This window comes from Vreelandella sp. V005, assembly GCF_052645115.1.
In genome coordinates this window covers 606,642-623,799 of record NZ_JBQXYA010000001.1, presented here as the reverse complement: position 1 = coordinate 623,799, position 17,158 = coordinate 606,642, and the positions used below count along the sequence as shown (strand labels likewise).

14 protein-coding genes are annotated in these 17,158 nt (G+C 52.0%); 4 read left to right on the top strand and 10 right to left on the bottom strand.

All coding sequences use genetic code 11. The features are described 5' to 3' along the window. Window positions 1–46: 46 nt before the first annotated feature. Both ACUN8H_RS02870 and ACUN8H_RS02865 read left to right on the top strand, forming a co-directional pair. Window positions 47–535 carry a molybdopterin-dependent oxidoreductase gene (locus ACUN8H_RS02870; protein WP_445530657.1) on the top strand — a complete coding sequence of 163 codons (489 nt, stop codon included), beginning with the start codon at window positions 47–49 and terminating at the stop codon, window positions 533–535. 20 nt (window positions 536–555) lie between these two features. Then, a complete protein-coding gene (locus ACUN8H_RS02865) occupies window positions 556–2,802 on the top strand; it encodes an ATP-binding protein (RefSeq protein ID WP_445530656.1) in 2,247 nt (748 codons plus the stop codon). Between the two features lie 16 nt (window positions 2,803–2,818). Here ACUN8H_RS02865 and ACUN8H_RS02860 read toward each other — a convergent pair whose 3' ends face one another. From ACUN8H_RS02860 to ACUN8H_RS02820, 9 genes are all read right to left on the bottom strand, one after another. Beyond that, entirely contained in the window at window positions 2,819–4,078 is a 1,260-nt protein-coding gene (locus tag ACUN8H_RS02860; protein WP_445530655.1) for an EAL domain-containing protein, read from the bottom strand. Between the two features lie 62 nt (window positions 4,079–4,140). Beyond that, window positions 4,141–5,817: a methyl-accepting chemotaxis protein gene (locus tag ACUN8H_RS02855; RefSeq protein WP_445530654.1), complete on the bottom strand. Its 1,677-nt coding sequence runs from the start codon at window positions 5,815–5,817 to the stop codon at window positions 4,141–4,143. A gap of 164 nt (window positions 5,818–5,981) precedes the next feature. Continuing rightward, window positions 5,982–7,844: an ABC transporter ATP-binding protein gene (locus ACUN8H_RS02850; protein WP_445530653.1), complete on the bottom strand. Its 1,863-nt coding sequence runs from the start codon at window positions 7,842–7,844 to the stop codon at window positions 5,982–5,984. 156 nt (window positions 7,845–8,000) lie between these two features. Then, entirely contained in the window at window positions 8,001–9,608 is a 1,608-nt protein-coding gene (locus ACUN8H_RS02845; protein WP_445530652.1) for a gamma-glutamyltransferase family protein, read from the bottom strand. 46 nt (window positions 9,609–9,654) lie between these two features. After that, window positions 9,655–11,169, bottom strand: a complete 1,515-nt coding sequence (locus ACUN8H_RS02840) for a tripartite tricarboxylate transporter permease (protein WP_445530651.1) — start codon at window positions 11,167–11,169, stop codon at window positions 9,655–9,657. A 13-nt stretch (window positions 11,170–11,182) separates the two neighbouring features. Next, window positions 11,183–11,653 (bottom strand): tripartite tricarboxylate transporter TctB family protein, encoded by a 471-nt coding sequence (locus ACUN8H_RS02835; protein WP_445530650.1) that lies wholly within the window; start codon window positions 11,651–11,653, stop codon window positions 11,183–11,185. 57 nt (window positions 11,654–11,710) lie between these two features. Then, entirely contained in the window at window positions 11,711–12,703 is a 993-nt protein-coding gene (locus ACUN8H_RS02830; RefSeq protein ID WP_445530649.1) for a Bug family tripartite tricarboxylate transporter substrate binding protein, read from the bottom strand. Between the two features lie 140 nt (window positions 12,704–12,843). Then, on the bottom strand, window positions 12,844–13,374 hold the full coding sequence (locus ACUN8H_RS02825) for a chromate transporter (protein WP_445530648.1): 531 nt from the start codon (window positions 13,372–13,374) through the stop codon (window positions 12,844–12,846). Next, a complete protein-coding gene (locus ACUN8H_RS02820; RefSeq protein ID WP_445530647.1) occupies window positions 13,371–13,955 on the bottom strand; it encodes a chromate transporter in 585 nt (194 codons plus the stop codon). The genes ACUN8H_RS02825 and ACUN8H_RS02820 overlap by 4 nt, the downstream gene beginning before the upstream one ends. Before the next feature lie 179 nt (window positions 13,956–14,134). On the opposite strand from ACUN8H_RS02820, the gene ACUN8H_RS02815 reads away from it, so the two are divergent. Next, window positions 14,135–14,821 carry a GntR family transcriptional regulator gene (locus ACUN8H_RS02815; protein WP_290696261.1) on the top strand — a complete coding sequence of 229 codons (687 nt, stop codon included), beginning with the start codon at window positions 14,135–14,137 and terminating at the stop codon, window positions 14,819–14,821. Between the two features lie 120 nt (window positions 14,822–14,941). Next, window positions 14,942–15,496, top strand: a complete 555-nt coding sequence (locus tag ACUN8H_RS02810; protein ID WP_445530646.1) for a DUF1415 domain-containing protein — start codon at window positions 14,942–14,944, stop codon at window positions 15,494–15,496. On the opposite strand, the gene ACUN8H_RS02805 is transcribed toward ACUN8H_RS02810, so the two are convergent. After that, entirely contained in the window at window positions 15,493–17,148 is a 1,656-nt protein-coding gene (locus tag ACUN8H_RS02805) for a diguanylate cyclase domain-containing protein (protein ID WP_445530645.1), read from the bottom strand. The two genes, ACUN8H_RS02810 and ACUN8H_RS02805, sit on opposite strands and share 4 nt — an antisense overlap. Window positions 17,149–17,158 lie beyond the last annotated feature (10 nt).

Here is a 17,158-nt window from a genome sequence, read left to right as displayed (position 1 = left end):
GGCATTGAGGTGCAGCATGGGGTGTCGCTTTGTGGTCCGAAAATTCATGGCTCTAACCGCTGCGGTGGGTATCGGTCTGTTATCGTCATCCGCCATTGCTCTGGATGCCCCTGAAGGCCCGGTGATTTTAGTAATCAGTGGCAACGTGGGCCAGCCAAACGTCGGGGATGAAGCTCATTTTGACAAAGCGATGCTGGAGATTTTGGCTCAGCACGAAACAGTGACTCGGACACCTTGGTACGATGGCGAAGTGCGCTTCATTGGCCCATTGGGAAGAGCAGTTTTGAATGCTGCTGGGGCCACGGGGGATAATATGCGTGTGGTGGCGCTGAATGAGTATGCGGCGACGATACCGGTCACTGATTTTGAGAATCTTGATGTCATACTGGCCATGCAGGCGAACGGTAAAACACTGCGTATCCGCGATCAGGGGCCACTATTTGTTATTTATCCTTTTGATAAACACCCTGAACTTTTGAATGAAGAGATCTTCTCGCGTTCGGTGTGGCAGGTAAAGCGTATTGAAGTTGAATAATCTCCAACCGAGTAGTTGTCATGCTAGCCTTTTTTAAGTTCTATTTCTCTCGCCGTATCAGGGTCGCTACATTCTCAGCGATCCTTTTTTTTCTTTCTGCGTTAACCACTGGCGGCGTAATCTTTAATCGCCAGCATGCGTTGGAAAACCGACTGCTTGAAAATTTGTTATGGGCTGGGTACCAGTTCGACCGAGAGGTGCGTGAGCTTCGCCTGACCCTACTTGAATTGGGCTCTGATAACGCCACTGTCGATGATCTATTGATACGTTATGAAATCCTCTTCAGTCGACAATCACTCTTTTTTCAAGGCGAGATCGGGAAAGCAGTCAATAATTTACAAGGGGTGGAGGACGTTATCCGGCAAGCTCAAGGGCTGATTCTGGAAATGGAAACCCTGCTTGAACCGTTATGGGATTCTTCCGCCGCTTTAAATACGTCGCTGATGCTGGATCTCCTGGAGAGGTTATCGACGCTCCAACAGCTCACGGGAACTATCTTAAACGAAACGAATGCCCATGTTTCCTTTATGCGTAGCGAGGAGCGTCGGGTATTGACGCAACTCTACGGTTTGGTACTGGTGCTCATTATTCTGTTAATGCTTTCAGGCGGTATGTTGGTGCGCGCGCTGATTCTAGAAGGGCGCTCCAGTAACCTTAAAGCACAAGCCTTGGAAGCCAAGAGCCAAGAGCTTAATGAGGCTGCCAATCGCGCAGAGAAAGCCAGCTTGGCAAAATCTGAGTTTATGGCCGTTATGAGCCATGAAATTCGTACGCCGTTGAATGGCGTAGTGGGGATGGCGGATTTATTAAATGAAGAGGTCAAAACAGCGAAAGCCGGGGCATATTTGGCTGCCTTGAAACGCAGCGCAGAGAGTTTACGCGCCGCGATTAACGATATTCTCGATTACACTAAAATTGAGTCTGGGCGTCTTGATCTCGATTATCAGCCATTTAATCTCCACCAGTGTATTGATCAGCTGTGTGAAAGCTATGTACTGCGGGAGCCAAAATCCAAGGTAACCTTCAGTTATTCTATGGATTCTGCCCTTCCCCCTTATGTAATGGGTGATATCGCACGCCTGCGCCAATTGATCATGAACCTAATCAATAACGCTTTTAAGTTCACCGCAGAGGGATTTGTTAAATGTCATGTAAAGCCTCTTGAAAACGACACTATTTTAGTTGAAGTACACGATACCGGTTGCGGTATTGCTGCAGCGGACCAGGCCCAGCTGTTCTCAGCTTTCACGCAAGTAGATACCTCTATAGCACGTCGTCATGAAGGAACAGGTCTTGGACTGGCGATCTGCAAGCGATTGGCCGAAGCCATGCAGGGCGACATCGGGGTGAACAGTCAGCAGGGGCTGGGTAGCCGGTTTTGGTTCAAGGTGACGATGCCCGAAACCGAGCCGCTGACGGCCTATCAAAGTGGCAAAAGCCAGTATGCACTGGAGGCAAATCAACATATCTTAGTTGTTGAGGATAACCCACTGAATCAAAAAGTAGCTAAGGTAATGCTGGAGAGGCTTGGCCAGCAGGTCATAATTGCTGAAAACGGCCAGGAGGCTCTCCAGCTATTGAAAGCCGATCCCGGCAGGTTCGATTTAATATTAATGGATATGCAAATGCCTGTGCTAGACGGTACAGAGACCACTCGCCAATGGCGCCAATATGAGCATGCGTATCAACTGAAGAGGCTGCCCATCGTCGCAATGACTGCCAATGTGATGCCTGAACACCGAGAGCGCTGCATGCAGAGTGGCATGGACGATATGATCCACAAACCGTTCACGCGGGATGAGCTGTATCAGGTGGTGTGTCGCTATCTGGCGTCTGAACAGTCGAATGAAATCGCTATGGGCGCCCCTTTACATCACACTGCGGAAGCGCTTCCGCAAGTAATGCAGGGGGAGGCGGTATTTCCTCTGCTGAACGAGCGTATTTGCGATGAGTTGAAAGAGACCTTCGAGCAAAGTGCCTTAGACGCACTAATGACCACCTTTTTAACGCGACTTGACGATCGTCACACTCGGCTCAAAGCTTATTGGCAGTCAGAAGATCGTGCCGCACTGGGCCATGAAGCACACTCTCTCAAGGGGGCTGCTTCATCGTTAGGGTGTATTGCTATTGCCGAGCAAGCTAGCCAATTAGAGCTAAGGGCGCTTGAAGCGTCAACAAGCGAGTTAGCGCTTTACATCGAACGCATCAAAGTCTTGAAGGTTGCTACTCATCAAGCCTTGCAACAAGAGGGTGTCCTCTGCCCTTAGTCTGCCAATGACACTGCTAAGCCACTGAGGCGGCGGGCAACTGTTGACTAAGCCACGCATTAAAGGCGGGAGCTGGTAATGGGCGAGCAATAAAATAGCCCTGTCCCAGCGTGCATCCCGTTTCAACCAGTAGAGCGAGCTGCGCCGCCGTTTCGATTCCTTCTGCGACTACCTTGAGCCCCAGGCGTCTGCCTAAGTCGATAATTGATGCAGTGATCGCCAAAGCATTCCTGTCATGTTCGATACGTGAGACAAAACTCCGATCAATTTTGAGTTCGCTGAAAGGTAGTCGATGGAGTTGTATGAGGGAGGAGTACCCAGTGCCAAAGTCATCTAGCGCCAGTTGGCAGCCACGTTGCTGCAACGCATTCAATATATGGCAAGCGTAGCCCAAGCACTCAACGCCCACCGACTCGGTCAGCTCGAGAGTTAACCCGGAGTGAGAAACGCCACACTGGCGGGTGAGCTGGTCAAACTTTTCAAGCATTTTTTCTTCTTTAATAAACGCAGCCGTCATATTAATCGCGACGTTCAGACGCCATCCTTGCGCTTGCCACTCGGCCTGCTGTGCTAGCGCAAGCTCAATAACGAGCCAGGTGAGCGGAACCATTAGATCGCTCTGCTCTGCCAGGGGGATGAAGGCGTCGGGATAAAGTACCCCGCGCTCAGGATCACGCCAACGTACTAATGCTTCAACTCCCATAATCCGGCCCCGTGGAAGCTCTTTTTTCGGCTGGTACTCTAAAAAAAACTGCTTATCACGAATAGCATTATCCAGTTCTTCCCGTGTGGGGGCTTTGGGAATCTTTTTTAACGGCTCAAGAAATGTCTTAAGGTTGGTGAGTAGGTTCGCTTTTGGTAAAAATCCTAGCATGTGAAGGCCTTTTTCTCTGCCAGCTTCGATGGCATAGGCGGCGGTTTCTTTAGAGCAGCTACTGATTAATAAAACCGAAGCGTTTAAGCGCAGGTCATATAAGTAATCCAATACATCAAGGCCCGAAAATTCTCCCAGGCCAATATCAAGTAAAATTAATTCTACATTGAGTAGCTCAGGCTGGCGGGCCAGCTCTCCGAAACTGCTTGCCGTTACCACGGCATAACCGTGCTGCCCGAGCAGCATGTTACCCAGCAGTTGGACATCAAGATCATCATCAATGATTAAAGCATTCGACTGCATAGGCGGTTCCTGCTGACCTGTATCGTGAACTACCGCTATCGGATAGCCACTATTGTTATACAGCACGTTGAGTGAAACGGGAAAATAGTCATTCAGCAAGTAATAAGCTTCCTTGGGCTAAGGAGGAAGCCCAAGGAAGAGGAGAGAGTTATGAAGGTGTCTTAGAATGATTCCCACTCGGGTTGCTGGTGGCTTACTAAACGGCGCGGTGAGGCAGTCGTAGACGATGGCTTATTCGCTGACGGGGCAGGCGCTGCTTTGCTTAAGGTGGGTTGTTCATTTGTATTGCTAAGTTTAAAGGCCCCCACTAATTTCCCTAGCCGATCGGCTTGTTCTCTCAGCTCTGCTGCGGCAGCACTGGATTCTTCCACCATGGAGGCATTGTGCTGTGTCATGCTATCCAGCTCGTTCACAGCGTCGTTGACTTGTCCTATCCCCACACTTTGCTCTTTAGCGCCTGCACTGATTTCGGCAATAACGTCAGCCACACGCTCAATGCTCTTAACCATCTCCTGCATGGTGTCACCGGTTTTCTTGACCTGATCAACACCCGATTTTGTACGCCCTAACGAGGTATTGATCAGGGTAGCAATATTTTTTGAAGCATCACTTGAACGACTGGCCAGGATACGCACCTCTTGAGCTACCACGGCAAATCCTCTGCCATGCTCACCCGCGCGAGCAGCCTCTACCGACGCATTGAGTGCGAGGATATTGGTTTGAAAAGCGATACTATCGATCAAACTGACGATATTACTGATCTCAGAAGAGGAGTCATTGATGGTATCCATCGTCTGCTCCACGCTTTGCATGGAGTGCAAGCCCTGTTGAGCGAGATCACGAGTTGAGAGCGCAAGCTGGTCAGCCTGCTGCGCCGAATCGGAGGCGTTGTTCACGACTGCGGCAATCTCCTCCATGGAGGCCGAGGTTTGCTGCAGGTTGGCGGCCGCTTGCTCAGTGCGCGCTGCGAGTTCATGGCTGCCTTTGGCGATTTCACTGGAGGCGTGCTGAAGGCTGGCCGTGCTGCTGCTAACTGACTGAAGCGTATCGTCAATACGTTTAATGAAGCCATTAAACTGCTGGGCGAGTTCGCCAATTTCATCACGGCGATTACTTTCAATACGCGCGGTTAAATCTCCATCACCTTCGGTAATTTCTTTTATGCGGCCACTAATTTGACGTATCGCCCGTGACATCATTAACGGTCCTAAAAGAGCAATGAGCGTTGCAGCAATAAAAATGATTAATGCAATTATAATCGTAATGGTTTGTTGTAATTGGATTCTTTTAATAACGGCTGCTTCTGCTTGATAGGTGGCGGTTTCAATGTTTATTCCTGAAACATCGTAGACATCCCGCAATGCGTTAAAATGCTCTAATGAAGAGCCAGATAGCATGCTTAGTGCTCTAGCCGTCTCGCCGTTTTGATGAAGTTCAAAAACCTGCTCTGCTTCCTGTTTCCACTCACTATACAGCGTCTCAAAATTGGCTAGCTGCGTGGTTAGTTTTGGGTTGTCCTGCATTAATTCGGCATACACCCCCATACGCTCGGAGGCCTGCTGTGCATTCTCCTCAAAATCAGCGATTAGCGCTGCTGCCCGCTCGCTGTCGGGACTGGATAGTAGATACTCAATTTCCGCTACCCGCGCTTGGTAAAGATCACGATCGCCGTTAAGGGTAGCGGACGTGGCTGGGATGTAGTTAGTAATAAACGTATCTAAACGCTTTTTAACCATATTAACGAGCAGTGCATCGGCTACTACAATAACCAGTAGGGCTAATGCAACGCTAATGAAGGCGAGGGCGTATTTAATTTTTATCTGATGGAGGCGGTTCATATGTAACACTCCTGGGGTTAGAAACAATGAGTGCACATTACCGTTAAAGTATTAGCGCGGTCGATATTTTAATGGGACTTGTCACTTTTGTTCACGTTCTATATTTTAACTAGCCTTTTAACGATTTAATGATAACTGTAATAAGAATTATTTATCTTTAAGGCTTATTGATAACCTGCTGCTTGGAGCTTAAACAGCTTCGCATAGCGACCACTCGCTTCCAGCAGCGCCTCATGGGTACCCCGCTCGATGATATGCCCTTGATCGATCACTAAAATGAGATCCGCACTGCGCACGGTCGAGAAACGGTGAGATATTAAAATAGCCATCTTATCGCGGCTATGTTCGCGAAAACGAGCGAAAACCTCGGCCTCCGCGGCGGCATCCATTGCTGCGGTGGGTTCATCGAGCACAATGATATCGGCGTTTTCGCGCATGTACGCCCGCGAAAGGGCTATTTTTTGCCACTGTCCGCCGGAGAGTTCCTGGCCATTTTTAAACCAACGACCTAATTGGGTTTGGTAGCCGTTGGCCATGCGAGTAATAAAGTCATCCGCCATACCGTGACGTGCGGCCTGCTGCCAGCGCTGCTCATCATCGAAAGCATGGGTATCGCCCACACCCAGATTCTCACCCACCTGCAGTTGGTAGCGCACGAAGTCTTGAAAAATCACACCCGTGCGATCACGCAGTGCTTGCGTGCTCCAGTCACGTAAGTCGCTGCCGTCTAATAGAATCCGGCCACGAGTGGGGTGGTAGAGCCGTGTTAATAGCTTGATCAGCGTGGTCTTGCCTGAACCATTCTCTCCGACTAAGGCTAGGCTCTGGCCAGGGGAGAGATGCAGGGAAATATCGTGCAGAACCGGATCTTGGAGAACAGAATCGCCCCCAGGATAAGAGAAACTAACGTGCTCAAAGCGCAGCCCGTCGCCGGGCAGGGCGCCCTGATTGAGTATACCTGTCTCGGCTTCTACGGGTTGCTCCAGGTACTCATAAAGGTTGGAAAGGTACAGGTTGTCTTCGTACATCCCGCTGATTGCGGTAAGACTGGCAGAGAGCGCCGCTTGGCCCTGTTTGAAAACCATCAAATACATGGTCATTTGGCCCAAGGTAAGTGCCCCAGCGATCGTTTCAACCACGACCCAGCCGTAAGCCGCGTAAAACGTTAAGGTGCCCAGCAATCCCAACAGAAACCCCCAGCTTTCACGACGCAGCGTGAGGCGACGATCTTCGGCAAACAGCTGGGTAAAAATATCGCGGTAGCGCTTCAGAAACAGCTCTTCGAGACCAAACAGTTTGACCTCTTTAATGCTGTCTTCTCTGGCGAGTACCGTCTCCAAATAGATCTGCATACGGGTTTGGGGCGAGCGCCAGCGAAACAGGCGAAAGGCATCACCTGAGAATTTAGCCTCCGAGATAAATACCGGCAGGGCGCCCACCACCAATATCAGTAGCGCCCAGGGGGAGAACTGCACCAGAAGCACGCCGAAGCTGCCTAGCGAGATAGCGTTTTGCAGCAAGCCAAAGGTTTTGTTGACTAGCGCTAGTGGCCGCGTTGAGGCTTCGCGCCGTGCCCGGGTAAGCTGGTCGTAAAGCTCTGAATCTTCAAATTGGCTGAGCGACAGCGAGCCTGCTTTTTCCAGGATCATGACGTTAACCTTCTGACCAAGAAGTGCTCTCAATAGCGACTGTTGGGCAGAAAGCCCACGCTGGGCGAGTGCTATTGCGGCAATGATGAGTGCCTCTATGCCCACCAGCTTCAGCACAGGTGTGATTGACGCCAATAAGCTGGGCTCGGAAGCCGCCTGATGCGCCTCCATGGCATTCACCACGCCATCGACAATTAACTGCCCGACCCAGGCCGCCACTGCAGGCAGCACGCCGGCCACCAGGGTGCAGAGCGCTAACCCAAGCATCATCCAGCGTGAGGTTTCCCAGACTAAGCCAAGCGCGCGTCGACTGTAACGGAAGACACCAAAAAAGCCGCTTAACGGCGAAGAGGAGGTTTCAGAAGCGGGTGGGGGCATAGGCAACTTGGCAGACGTCTCACAAAAAAGAGTGCCATGATGCGGTGGTTGAACGTGGATAGCCAGCTCAACCGCCGGTTGCCTTCAACGGCAACGCGGCGGAGAGGAGTGGATAGGCTGCGGCTTATCTCAGTCGTGGCTTACCAGGGCCACGATTTACCAGGGAAGCACCGCCCCGTCTGTGCGCGGTTCGGTGCCGCCTTGCAGCACGCCGGTTTTAGGGTCGCGCAGAATGATTTGGCCACGGCCAAAGCTAATCGAGTCTGCGACCTTGACGATGTCATGCCCGCGGCGGGCGAGTGCCAGTGCTAGGTGATTGGGGAAATCGGCTTCGACTTCGATGGTTTTGCCTTTGGTCCACTTCCAGCGCGGCATATCGAGCGCCGCTTGCGGATTCAATTGATCCTCAAGCATGGCTGTTACCACCTGCACATGCCCTTGGGGCTGCATATAGCCACCCATCACACCAAAGGGCCCAACGGCTTCATTAACTTTGGTGATAAAGCCCGGGATAATAGTGTGGTAGGTGCGTTTGCCGGGAGCAAGTGCGTTAGGGTGCTGCGGGTCGAGGGAGAAGGACCAGCCGCGGTTTTGCAGGCTGATACCCGTGCCGGGGACGACCATACCGGAACCAAAGCCTTTGAAGTTGCTCTGGATCAGCGACACCATGTTGCCATCGTTGTCCGCGGTTGCCAGATATACCGTGCCGCCCTTGATGGGATTACCGTGTACTGGATCAATGGCTTGTTCACCGATCAGGGCGGCCCGTGATTTTAAATAATCGTCGTGCAGCATCTGCTCAATAGTAGGGCGCATAGCGTCGAGATCGGTAACATGCGCGAAGCCATCGACATAGGCGAGTTTGGTGGCTTCAATACGCCGATGCAGCGTTTCAACCGGGTCTTTTTCGTCTTGGTCTAAGTGCTCAAGCATACCCAGCGCTTGCAGTACGATCATGCCACTACCGTTGGGGGGGATTTCCCAAATATCGTGACCCTTGTAACGGATACTAATCGGGTCGACCCACTCCGTTTGGTAAGCCGTCAGGTCTTCTTTGCGCAACAGGCCGCCGTGTTCGCGGGAAAAGGCGTCGATAGCCTCGGCGAGTTCGCCCTCATAAAATGCTTTAGCGTGAGTCTCGGCAATCGCTTTTAGGCTTTTAGCGTGCCCTTCTGAGCGCCACAGTTCACCTGGCTCTGGCGCTCGCCCTTCTGGGGCAAACGTATCGAACCAGGGTTTAAAGGACGCTTCGCTGTACGCTGAGTAGTTGGAGAAAGCCTCCTTCCACATTTGATGGATCACCGGAGAGACGGGGAAGCCTTCATCGGCTAGCGCAATCGCTGGGGCCAGCAACTCGGCGAACGGCAGCTTCCCAAAGCGCTCTGAAAGCGCTGCCCAGGCAGCAGGGGCGCCGGGCACGGTGACAGGCAACATGCCGTGGTTGGGCATCACCTCATGGCCGAGCGCTTTTAGAGCTTCAATGGTCGCTGCTTTTGGTGCTGGGCCGCTGGCATTGAGGCCATGAAGTTTGCCGTCGACCCAGACAATCGCAAAAGCGTCGCTACCAATTCCATTAGAGGTAGGTTCGACCACCGTTAACGCAGCCGCGGTGGCAATCGCGGCGTCAATTGCATTTCCCCCTTGTTGCAAAATACGGATACCCACCTGCGCCGCTAATGGCTGCGAAGTGGCGACCATGCCACGCTTACCGAACGTTGCCATGCGGCGTGAAGCGCTGGGGTAATAAAGAGCATCGTGTTGCATGCCAGGATCCTTATGAGCGGTGTTTTTGATATAAGCTATTGATGAACTATACATTTTCTCGCTGAGCAGGAGTTCTTAAACGCTGGATCTTGCGATCCTGATAGAGCGAAAACAGTATCGAAGCGACGGCGAGTGCCAGAAAAAGCGCAGAGAGTGGCCGAGTTAAAAACGTCAGCCAGCTTTCATTAAGCTCAAGGGCGCGGAATAGCTGGCGCTCAAGGTTGTCGCCAAGCACTACGCCGAGTATCAGCGGCGTTAGCGGTACTTCAGCTTTCCAAAGTAGATAGCCGATAATCCCGAAGATGAAGAGCACCCAAATATCGAATAGGTTGTTATTCAGGGCATAAGCGCCAATGGCACACAGCATGAGTACGACGGGCACGAGTATCTGTTGAGGAATCAGTGATATCTTGGCGAACCAGCGCACCAGCAGCAGGTTGCAAAGCACCATGACTACCGCGCCGATCAGCAGGCTGGCGTAAATGGCACCTACGAGCACCGGATTTTGCTCAAACATCATCGGCCCCGGCGTTATACCGTGCAGAATCAGCACGCCCATCATGATCGCCATGGGCAAATCGCCCGGTATCCCGAGGGCAAGCGTGGGCACGAACGCGCCACCCGCCACTGCGCTATTAGAGGCTTCAGAAGCCACGATGCCGCTAGGGGTGCCAGTACCAAACTCTTCTGGGCGCCGAGAGAATTTCTTCGCTTGATCATAACTCAAGAAATTTGCCACGGTGCCGCCCGTTCCGGGCAGTGCGCCCACTAAGCTGCCAATTAATGAAGAGCGCAGCGTGTTAAGCTTTTGCCCTGCCATATCTTTGATGATTTGGCCGTAGGGAATCGTCACATTGGTATCGATTTTTTTAGCTTCGCTTTTCTCATCTTTGAGCTTTTCAATATTCCCAAGCAGTTGAGAGAAAGCAAATATACCGATCATCACGGGAAGAATTTCAAACCCAGAGCCCATGGCAGGCAAGCCAAAATCAAAGCGTAGATTGCTGTTGCGGTCATAACCCACGGTCGTAATTAAAAGTCCGAGCGCCGCAGCCATTAAGCCTTTAAGCAGTGCGCCACTGGAAAGCCCTGCCACCAGTGTTAAAGCAAAAACAATCAGCGCGGTGATCTCCCAGGGGCGGAAGTTCATGCTGAAACTGGCGATCAGAGGGCCGAAAAAAACCAGTACCGCGACGCTGATAATGGTGCCCAGAAACGATGAGGCAACGCCTATGCCCAGTGCGCGACCAGGCTCACCTTTCTGTGCCATTGGGTAGCCGTCATAAACGGTGGTGATTGAAGAGGGTGTGCCGGGTATCCCTAACATAACGCCCGATACGATGCCGCCTGAGTACCCCCCCACGAAAACACCGACCATCAACGAGACGCCACTCACCGGGTCCATTGCGAAGGTGAAAGGGAAGACCACCAGGATGGCCATGGTGACGGTAAAGCCAGGAATACTGCCGCCAATAATCCCAAATAACACGCCAATAACGATCAAGCCCAATACCGATGGCGTGCCGACCTCAGCGAGCGCTTGGAGAAAAAAGTTCGTCATTATTTACTCCAGGTTAAGGCAGCCAAACATTCAGGCCATAGCGGAAAACCACAAAGATGATGATCGCCAACGAGCAGCTCAGCGTTAAGTTGATCAGCCATTTGCGTGGCGAATTAATTCCCATCAGCAGCGCGAATGAGGTGACAAGAAAGCCGATGGTCGCGGCGATGTAGCCCACCACCGGCAGTAGTGCTGCATATAGCCCAAAGAGTAAAAACAGCGCAAGAATGGTGCGTCGGCTTTGAAACCACTCTCCAATGAGCTGTTTTGCGCCTGCTCGCTCCGGCACTTTTACCAGCAGCGAGCGCACCAAAATCAGCAATGAAAAAATGCCAATCACCACCAGTAAAATGCGTGGGAACAGCGCTGACCCGTAAGGTTGCCAACTAGTAGGCGGGGCTATACTGCCTGATTCCACCCACATGACAGCCACAATTAAAAGCAGCGCCAGCGCCAAAGCGCGGTCTTTCGTTAGCGTTAGCATTAGCGATGTCTCCGGCAACCCTAGCCCGCGTGCATACGAGGGCTAGGGGATGCGTCCTCAGTTCTGGAAATCGATGTTTTCGGCAGCTGCACTTAGCGCCGCTTCGTTTTCATCCAGGAACGCTTGATAATCCTCGCCCGCTAGAAATCTCACTACCGAGCCAAATTCGTTTTCGATCCGGCTCTGCACTTCTTCGTTTTCTAGGGCCTGTTCGTAAGCGTCAGCGATAGTATCGAGGACTTCTTGGGGTGTGCCTTTGGGAGCGAAAATGCCACGGCTAGTGGAGTGGTCCATCTCAATACCTTGCTCGCGGAGGGTAGGAACATCCGGCATGCTGTCGAGACGTTCCGGATGAGCAATGCCGAGAGCGCGGAAGGTGCCGTCTTCAAAGAAAGCACCGCCAGAAGGCAGATTGAACATAGCGAAATCGACTTCTTCCGCCATCAGAGCAGATACCTGCTGGCCAGTGTCGGGGTAGCCGACTAGGCGCACATCGGCCATATCAATGCCCGTTTCCTGGAAGAACTGTGCCCAGAAAAAGTGATCCGTGGAGCTTGGGATCATGCTGAAACGCACTTGGCCTGGGTTTTCACTCACGTAGTCAGCGATTTCGTCAGCGCTCTGCACGGGATGATTGGCATGTGCGGTGGGAATGTTGATGGTTTGGGTAAGAAGCGCTATGGGTTCGAAGGCGTCAAAGGAGTAGTCGACGGTGCCCGCTAGCTTTGACAGCGCAATGGTGTCGTGGCTGCCAAGCAGTGTATAGCCGTCCGGGTCGGCATCCTTCACATTGCGCGAACCCAAGGTGGCGCCCGCACCCGCCATATTAACGGGGACAATGGATTCGCCCAGCGTTTTTTCAGCCTCTTGGGAAATCAGCCGGAACAGTATGTCCGTTGCGCCGCCTGGGCCGTAAGGAATAATCAAGCGGATATCCTGTTCGGGATAATCTGCTTGCGCGGTCGTTGTCATTGCCAAACCAGACGCAAATCCGATGGCAGCGATGGTCGTTTTTAGCGTAGTGCTTAGAGTCAATGTTGAACGCGTCATTCTTTTACACCTTTATAGATTGAGTTTGGTGTTATGGGATGCCGCCCGTAAAGCAGCGACGTGGTGAGCGCGTGGTCCCGTTATCGGGTTCTTGTTGTCACAGCACAATCCTGTTTTATAAGACTGTGCGGCAGTGATTGTCAGCCGAGAAAGAGCCCTCCATAAACCAGAGCGCCCATGACCACAAACGCAGGGTGCGTGTTGAAACGAATCAGGGCGATCGCCGCGACTACGCCAATAATCAGCGTATGGAGTGCGCCGCTGCTGTTAAGGCTTTCAAGCAGAAAGCCTAAGGTTAACCACGCCATCATCATGGCAATGACCGGGCGAACCCATTGGCTCATGCGCTTAACCCGTGGGGAATCGCGATGACGGTAAAGCAGCCCCAGCGCGCCAAGCATCAACAACAACGTAGGGATGACCGTGGCAACCACAGCGATAATGGCACCGCCAATGCCAGCGACTTCATAACCCACATACCCTGCCATTTTGGTCGCGATGGGGCTTGGCAGGGCGTTGCCTAACGCAAGCGTTTCTGCAAATGTCTGTGCGGTCATCCAGTCATATCGACCGACGACTTCGGCTTCAATCAGCGGAATAATGGCGGGTCCACCGCCATAACCGATAATGTTCGGAATGAAAAACGCTAAGAATAGCTCCCAATAAATCACGCGTTACCCTCCGCTTTCTTAGCACCTGTCGGTTTCGTGCCGGAAGGGCGTAGCAGGGCGGCAACGAGAATGGCACCAATTACCCAACCTGGGTGGATGCCAAGCCAGTAAATGAGACCAGCGGCGACAACGGCCATGGCAATACTGACCCACCAGCCAAGCGCGGCCTTGGATTTATCGAAAAAGTCCCAGGTTAGCTGTGCCATCATCACCATCACCACCGGGACGACCGCTTGCCCCATGCCACGAATCCAGGCGACATCGCGGTAACGGCTAAAAATGCCTAACATAACTATCATCGCTACAATCATGGGCAGGATAATGGCAACGACGGCGGCGATGCAGCCGGCCACTCCGGCCACGCGGTAGCCAATATAGCCTGGCATTTTGGTGGCAATCGGCCCGGGCAACGTATTGCCAATGGCTAATACGTCGGCAAATTCTTCATCCGTTAGCCAGTGATGGCGGGTAACCACTTCTGCGCGCACTAACGGGATCATGGCGGGACCACCGCCGAACCCAAAGATACCGACGCGAAAAAAAGCCCAAAACAATTGCCAAGCGGCACCCCGTCTTTTCATGGGCGCGTATCCCGCAAGGCGAATGAGGTAATTAAATGCATGCCAGAGCCTTATTTATCGTTTGTAGGTCAAAAAATCGATTATCTTGTCTAAAATAGAATATAGGTAGTGCCCGTTCCGACGTCAACCGTCAAAAAGGGAAGGGACAGCGGGAACTGAGATGAATAAAGGACATTGTCATGAATAATTCTTTACCTAAATCAGCAATGCCAGTGGGCCCCGTCGGGACTGCTTCAAGTCGAGTTTTCGACCATTTGCGTAAAGATTTGGTGGGAGGACGCTTTGTTGCTGGCGAAAAACTTGCCATCAATGCGCTTAAAGAACGTTACCAGGTTGGTTTGAGCCCGTTACGCGAAGCGCTTAACAAATTGGCAGCTTATGGATTATTGATCCAGGAAAATCAACGTGGTTTTCGTGTGCCGAAGCTGTCGCGTGAAGAACTGGACGATATTGCCCACATGCGCTTAGAAATGGAGGGAATGGCATTAGAGCGGGCAATTGCCAACGGGGATTCGCTCTGGGAGGCTGATTTGTTGGCGGCCGCACACCGTCTGAAGCGTGCCGACATCACCTTGGATAAGGGCGAAGAGTGGGAGCATTTGCATACCCAGTTTCATCGTACGTTAGTCGCTCCCTGTGGCTCTGTATGGTTACTGCGTTTTATTGAGCAACTGCATGATCAGTTTGATCGTTACCGCCGCCTGGGGCCGAAAATGCCGACCATTCGTCAAGAGCTAGACGAACAGCATCATCAACTCGTGGAGTTGGCGCTACAGCGTGATGCCAAAGCTGCGCGGGAGTTAATGGATGACCATATCCATAAATCTTACGAAGTGGCGCTAAAACGTTATCAAGAACATGCTTAGCGAGCCATATTGCGGTCTAGCCGTCAGTTAGCCACGACATAGCACGTAGCCAGTGTGTAAACTGCTGTACGCATGCTAGAACCAACGTGACTGATTTACTGATCTAGAGGGCAGGGTGCCATGCACACAGATAAACAGATAATGGCGCAAACCCTAACCTGGGTGCGTACCTTCATCGTGGCGGAGAATATTTGCCCCTTTGCACAGCGGGAGTTGGAGCGTGAAACAATCCGCGTCGAAGTGGTGCGCTCAAAAAAAATGGAAGTGGCGCTTGAAGAACTGATGGTGGAAGTGCAGTGGTTAGATGACCACCCTGAGACAGAAACCACGTTGCTGGTATTTCCCACGTTGTTTAAAAGCTTTGATCACTACTTGGATTTTGTCGAACTTGCTGAAAGCATCTTGGTCGATCAAGGGTATGAAGGCATTTACCAGCTCGCCACTTTTCATCCAGATTACTGCTTCGAAGGCACTGAGCCTGATGATGCTTCCAATTATACCAACCGTTCTCCCTACGCGATGGTTCATTTGCTGCGTGAAGCAAGTGTGGAAAAGGCAATCGAGTTCTATGGCGACACGGATGCTATCCCAGAGCAAAATATTGCCAATTTAACCGCCATGGGCAGTGAGGCTGCCGAGCAGCAGCTTCAACGCTGCTTTAAAACCAGTGCCTAGGCTGAATGGATAACGAGTTGGTGTTTCCCTCTCGCTTTCGCCGAATAGAGCGCCTCATCGGCCAGTTGCAGCACCGTATTGATGCTGAGCCCATGGTGGGGCCACCAAGCGGCGCCTAAGCTACAACCAACGTAGGCCTGCTCATTATCAGGTAACAAGACGGGGTGATCGATAGAGCCGAGCAAACGCCTGCTAATCTCATGAGTGAGCATTTCCAGGTGCTCCTCTTTCGTTTTAAGTACCATGACGAATTCATCGCCCCCCATCCGGGCCACCACATCGCCACTGCGCAGGGCATTTTTTAGCCGTTGAGTGACCTCAATGAGCAATAAATCGCCCGCATGGTGCCCTAAGTCATCGTTAACCTGTTTAAAACCATCCAGGTCAATGAAGACGACGACCATGCTTTGGTGGTTTCTCTCCGCCTCGGGTATCGCAAGCTGCAAGTATTGCTTCAAAAAAGCCCGGTTCGGCAGCCCCGTTAAGGGGTCCGTGTTGGCTAAATCTTCCAAGCGGTTAATGGTGCTTCGTTGATCCAACAGGCGGGTAACCATGTTACGCATCGAGGTAGAGAGTCGTTTTAGTTCGGGGGAGCCACTTTCGAGAGGAATACTATCGGCGTGTTCGCCATCCTGCATTTTATCGGCGGCGCTGGCTAAGCGAGTAAGTGGCGCAACCATGCGCGACGCCATTACCCAGCCAATGATTGCAAATAGCAATGCCAATAAAATCCCAATGCCCATAATGGCTGACTGCAGTCGCTCGACGGGAGCAAAAGCTGTCGTAATAGGGTTTCGCGTGATCGCTATCCAGCCTAAACCCGGAAAGTCCTCATAGCCACTGCTCCGAGCATAACCAGTTACAAAGCGTTCGCCATTTGGCCAGGTTTCAATGGCCCACTGGGGCGATGTATTTGTCGGGGCTGGTATATGCTCTAGGCTCGTTAGTGTCTGGCCCATCAATGTCTCTGGGCCTAATAGTACCGTGCCGTTGGCGGATAGCAGAAGCATTTCATTATCTTGCCGGTGCGGCGACGGTGCTAGCATCGATTGTTGAACATACTCAGCCCACTGCCAGCTCAAATGCACCGCCAAGACGCCCTGCAGGGTTTGGTTGCGGTCATAGACAGGCGTAGCGATATCGACAAACTGAAGCTCTTCACCGCTGGGGTTGGGCAGTAGCTGTGCCAGCAGGACCGCTTCGTGCACATCGCCTACCCAGAGCGCCTCACGGCCTTCTATAAAGACGGGACGTTGGGCGATCGATACCCCTTCTAAGATTCCCCCGGTAGCCGCTTGAACAGTACCCTCTGGATCAGTGAAACCTATCCACGACACCACATTATGATTGTCTTGCAAACGCTCTAGCTGTTCGCGTAGTAAGCCAGTGTCTGTGTCGTTGGTGAACGCTTGGATACCCAGCAACAGTTTCACTTCTTTGATTCGGGCATCCATGCTGCGATCCAGCTTATCAATCATTTGATAAGCGGCTTCAGAAGCTGCATTGCCAATATTGGCCTCCATTTGTTCTGCCGACTCATGAGAAGCTACCCAACCAAGCAGTAGCGTCGTGGCAAATACCAGTGCCGCAATCAGGACGATAAAACGTGAGCGCAGTGAGAAACGTGCGAAAAAAGAGGAGCTAGGAAACATTACAAGAGGC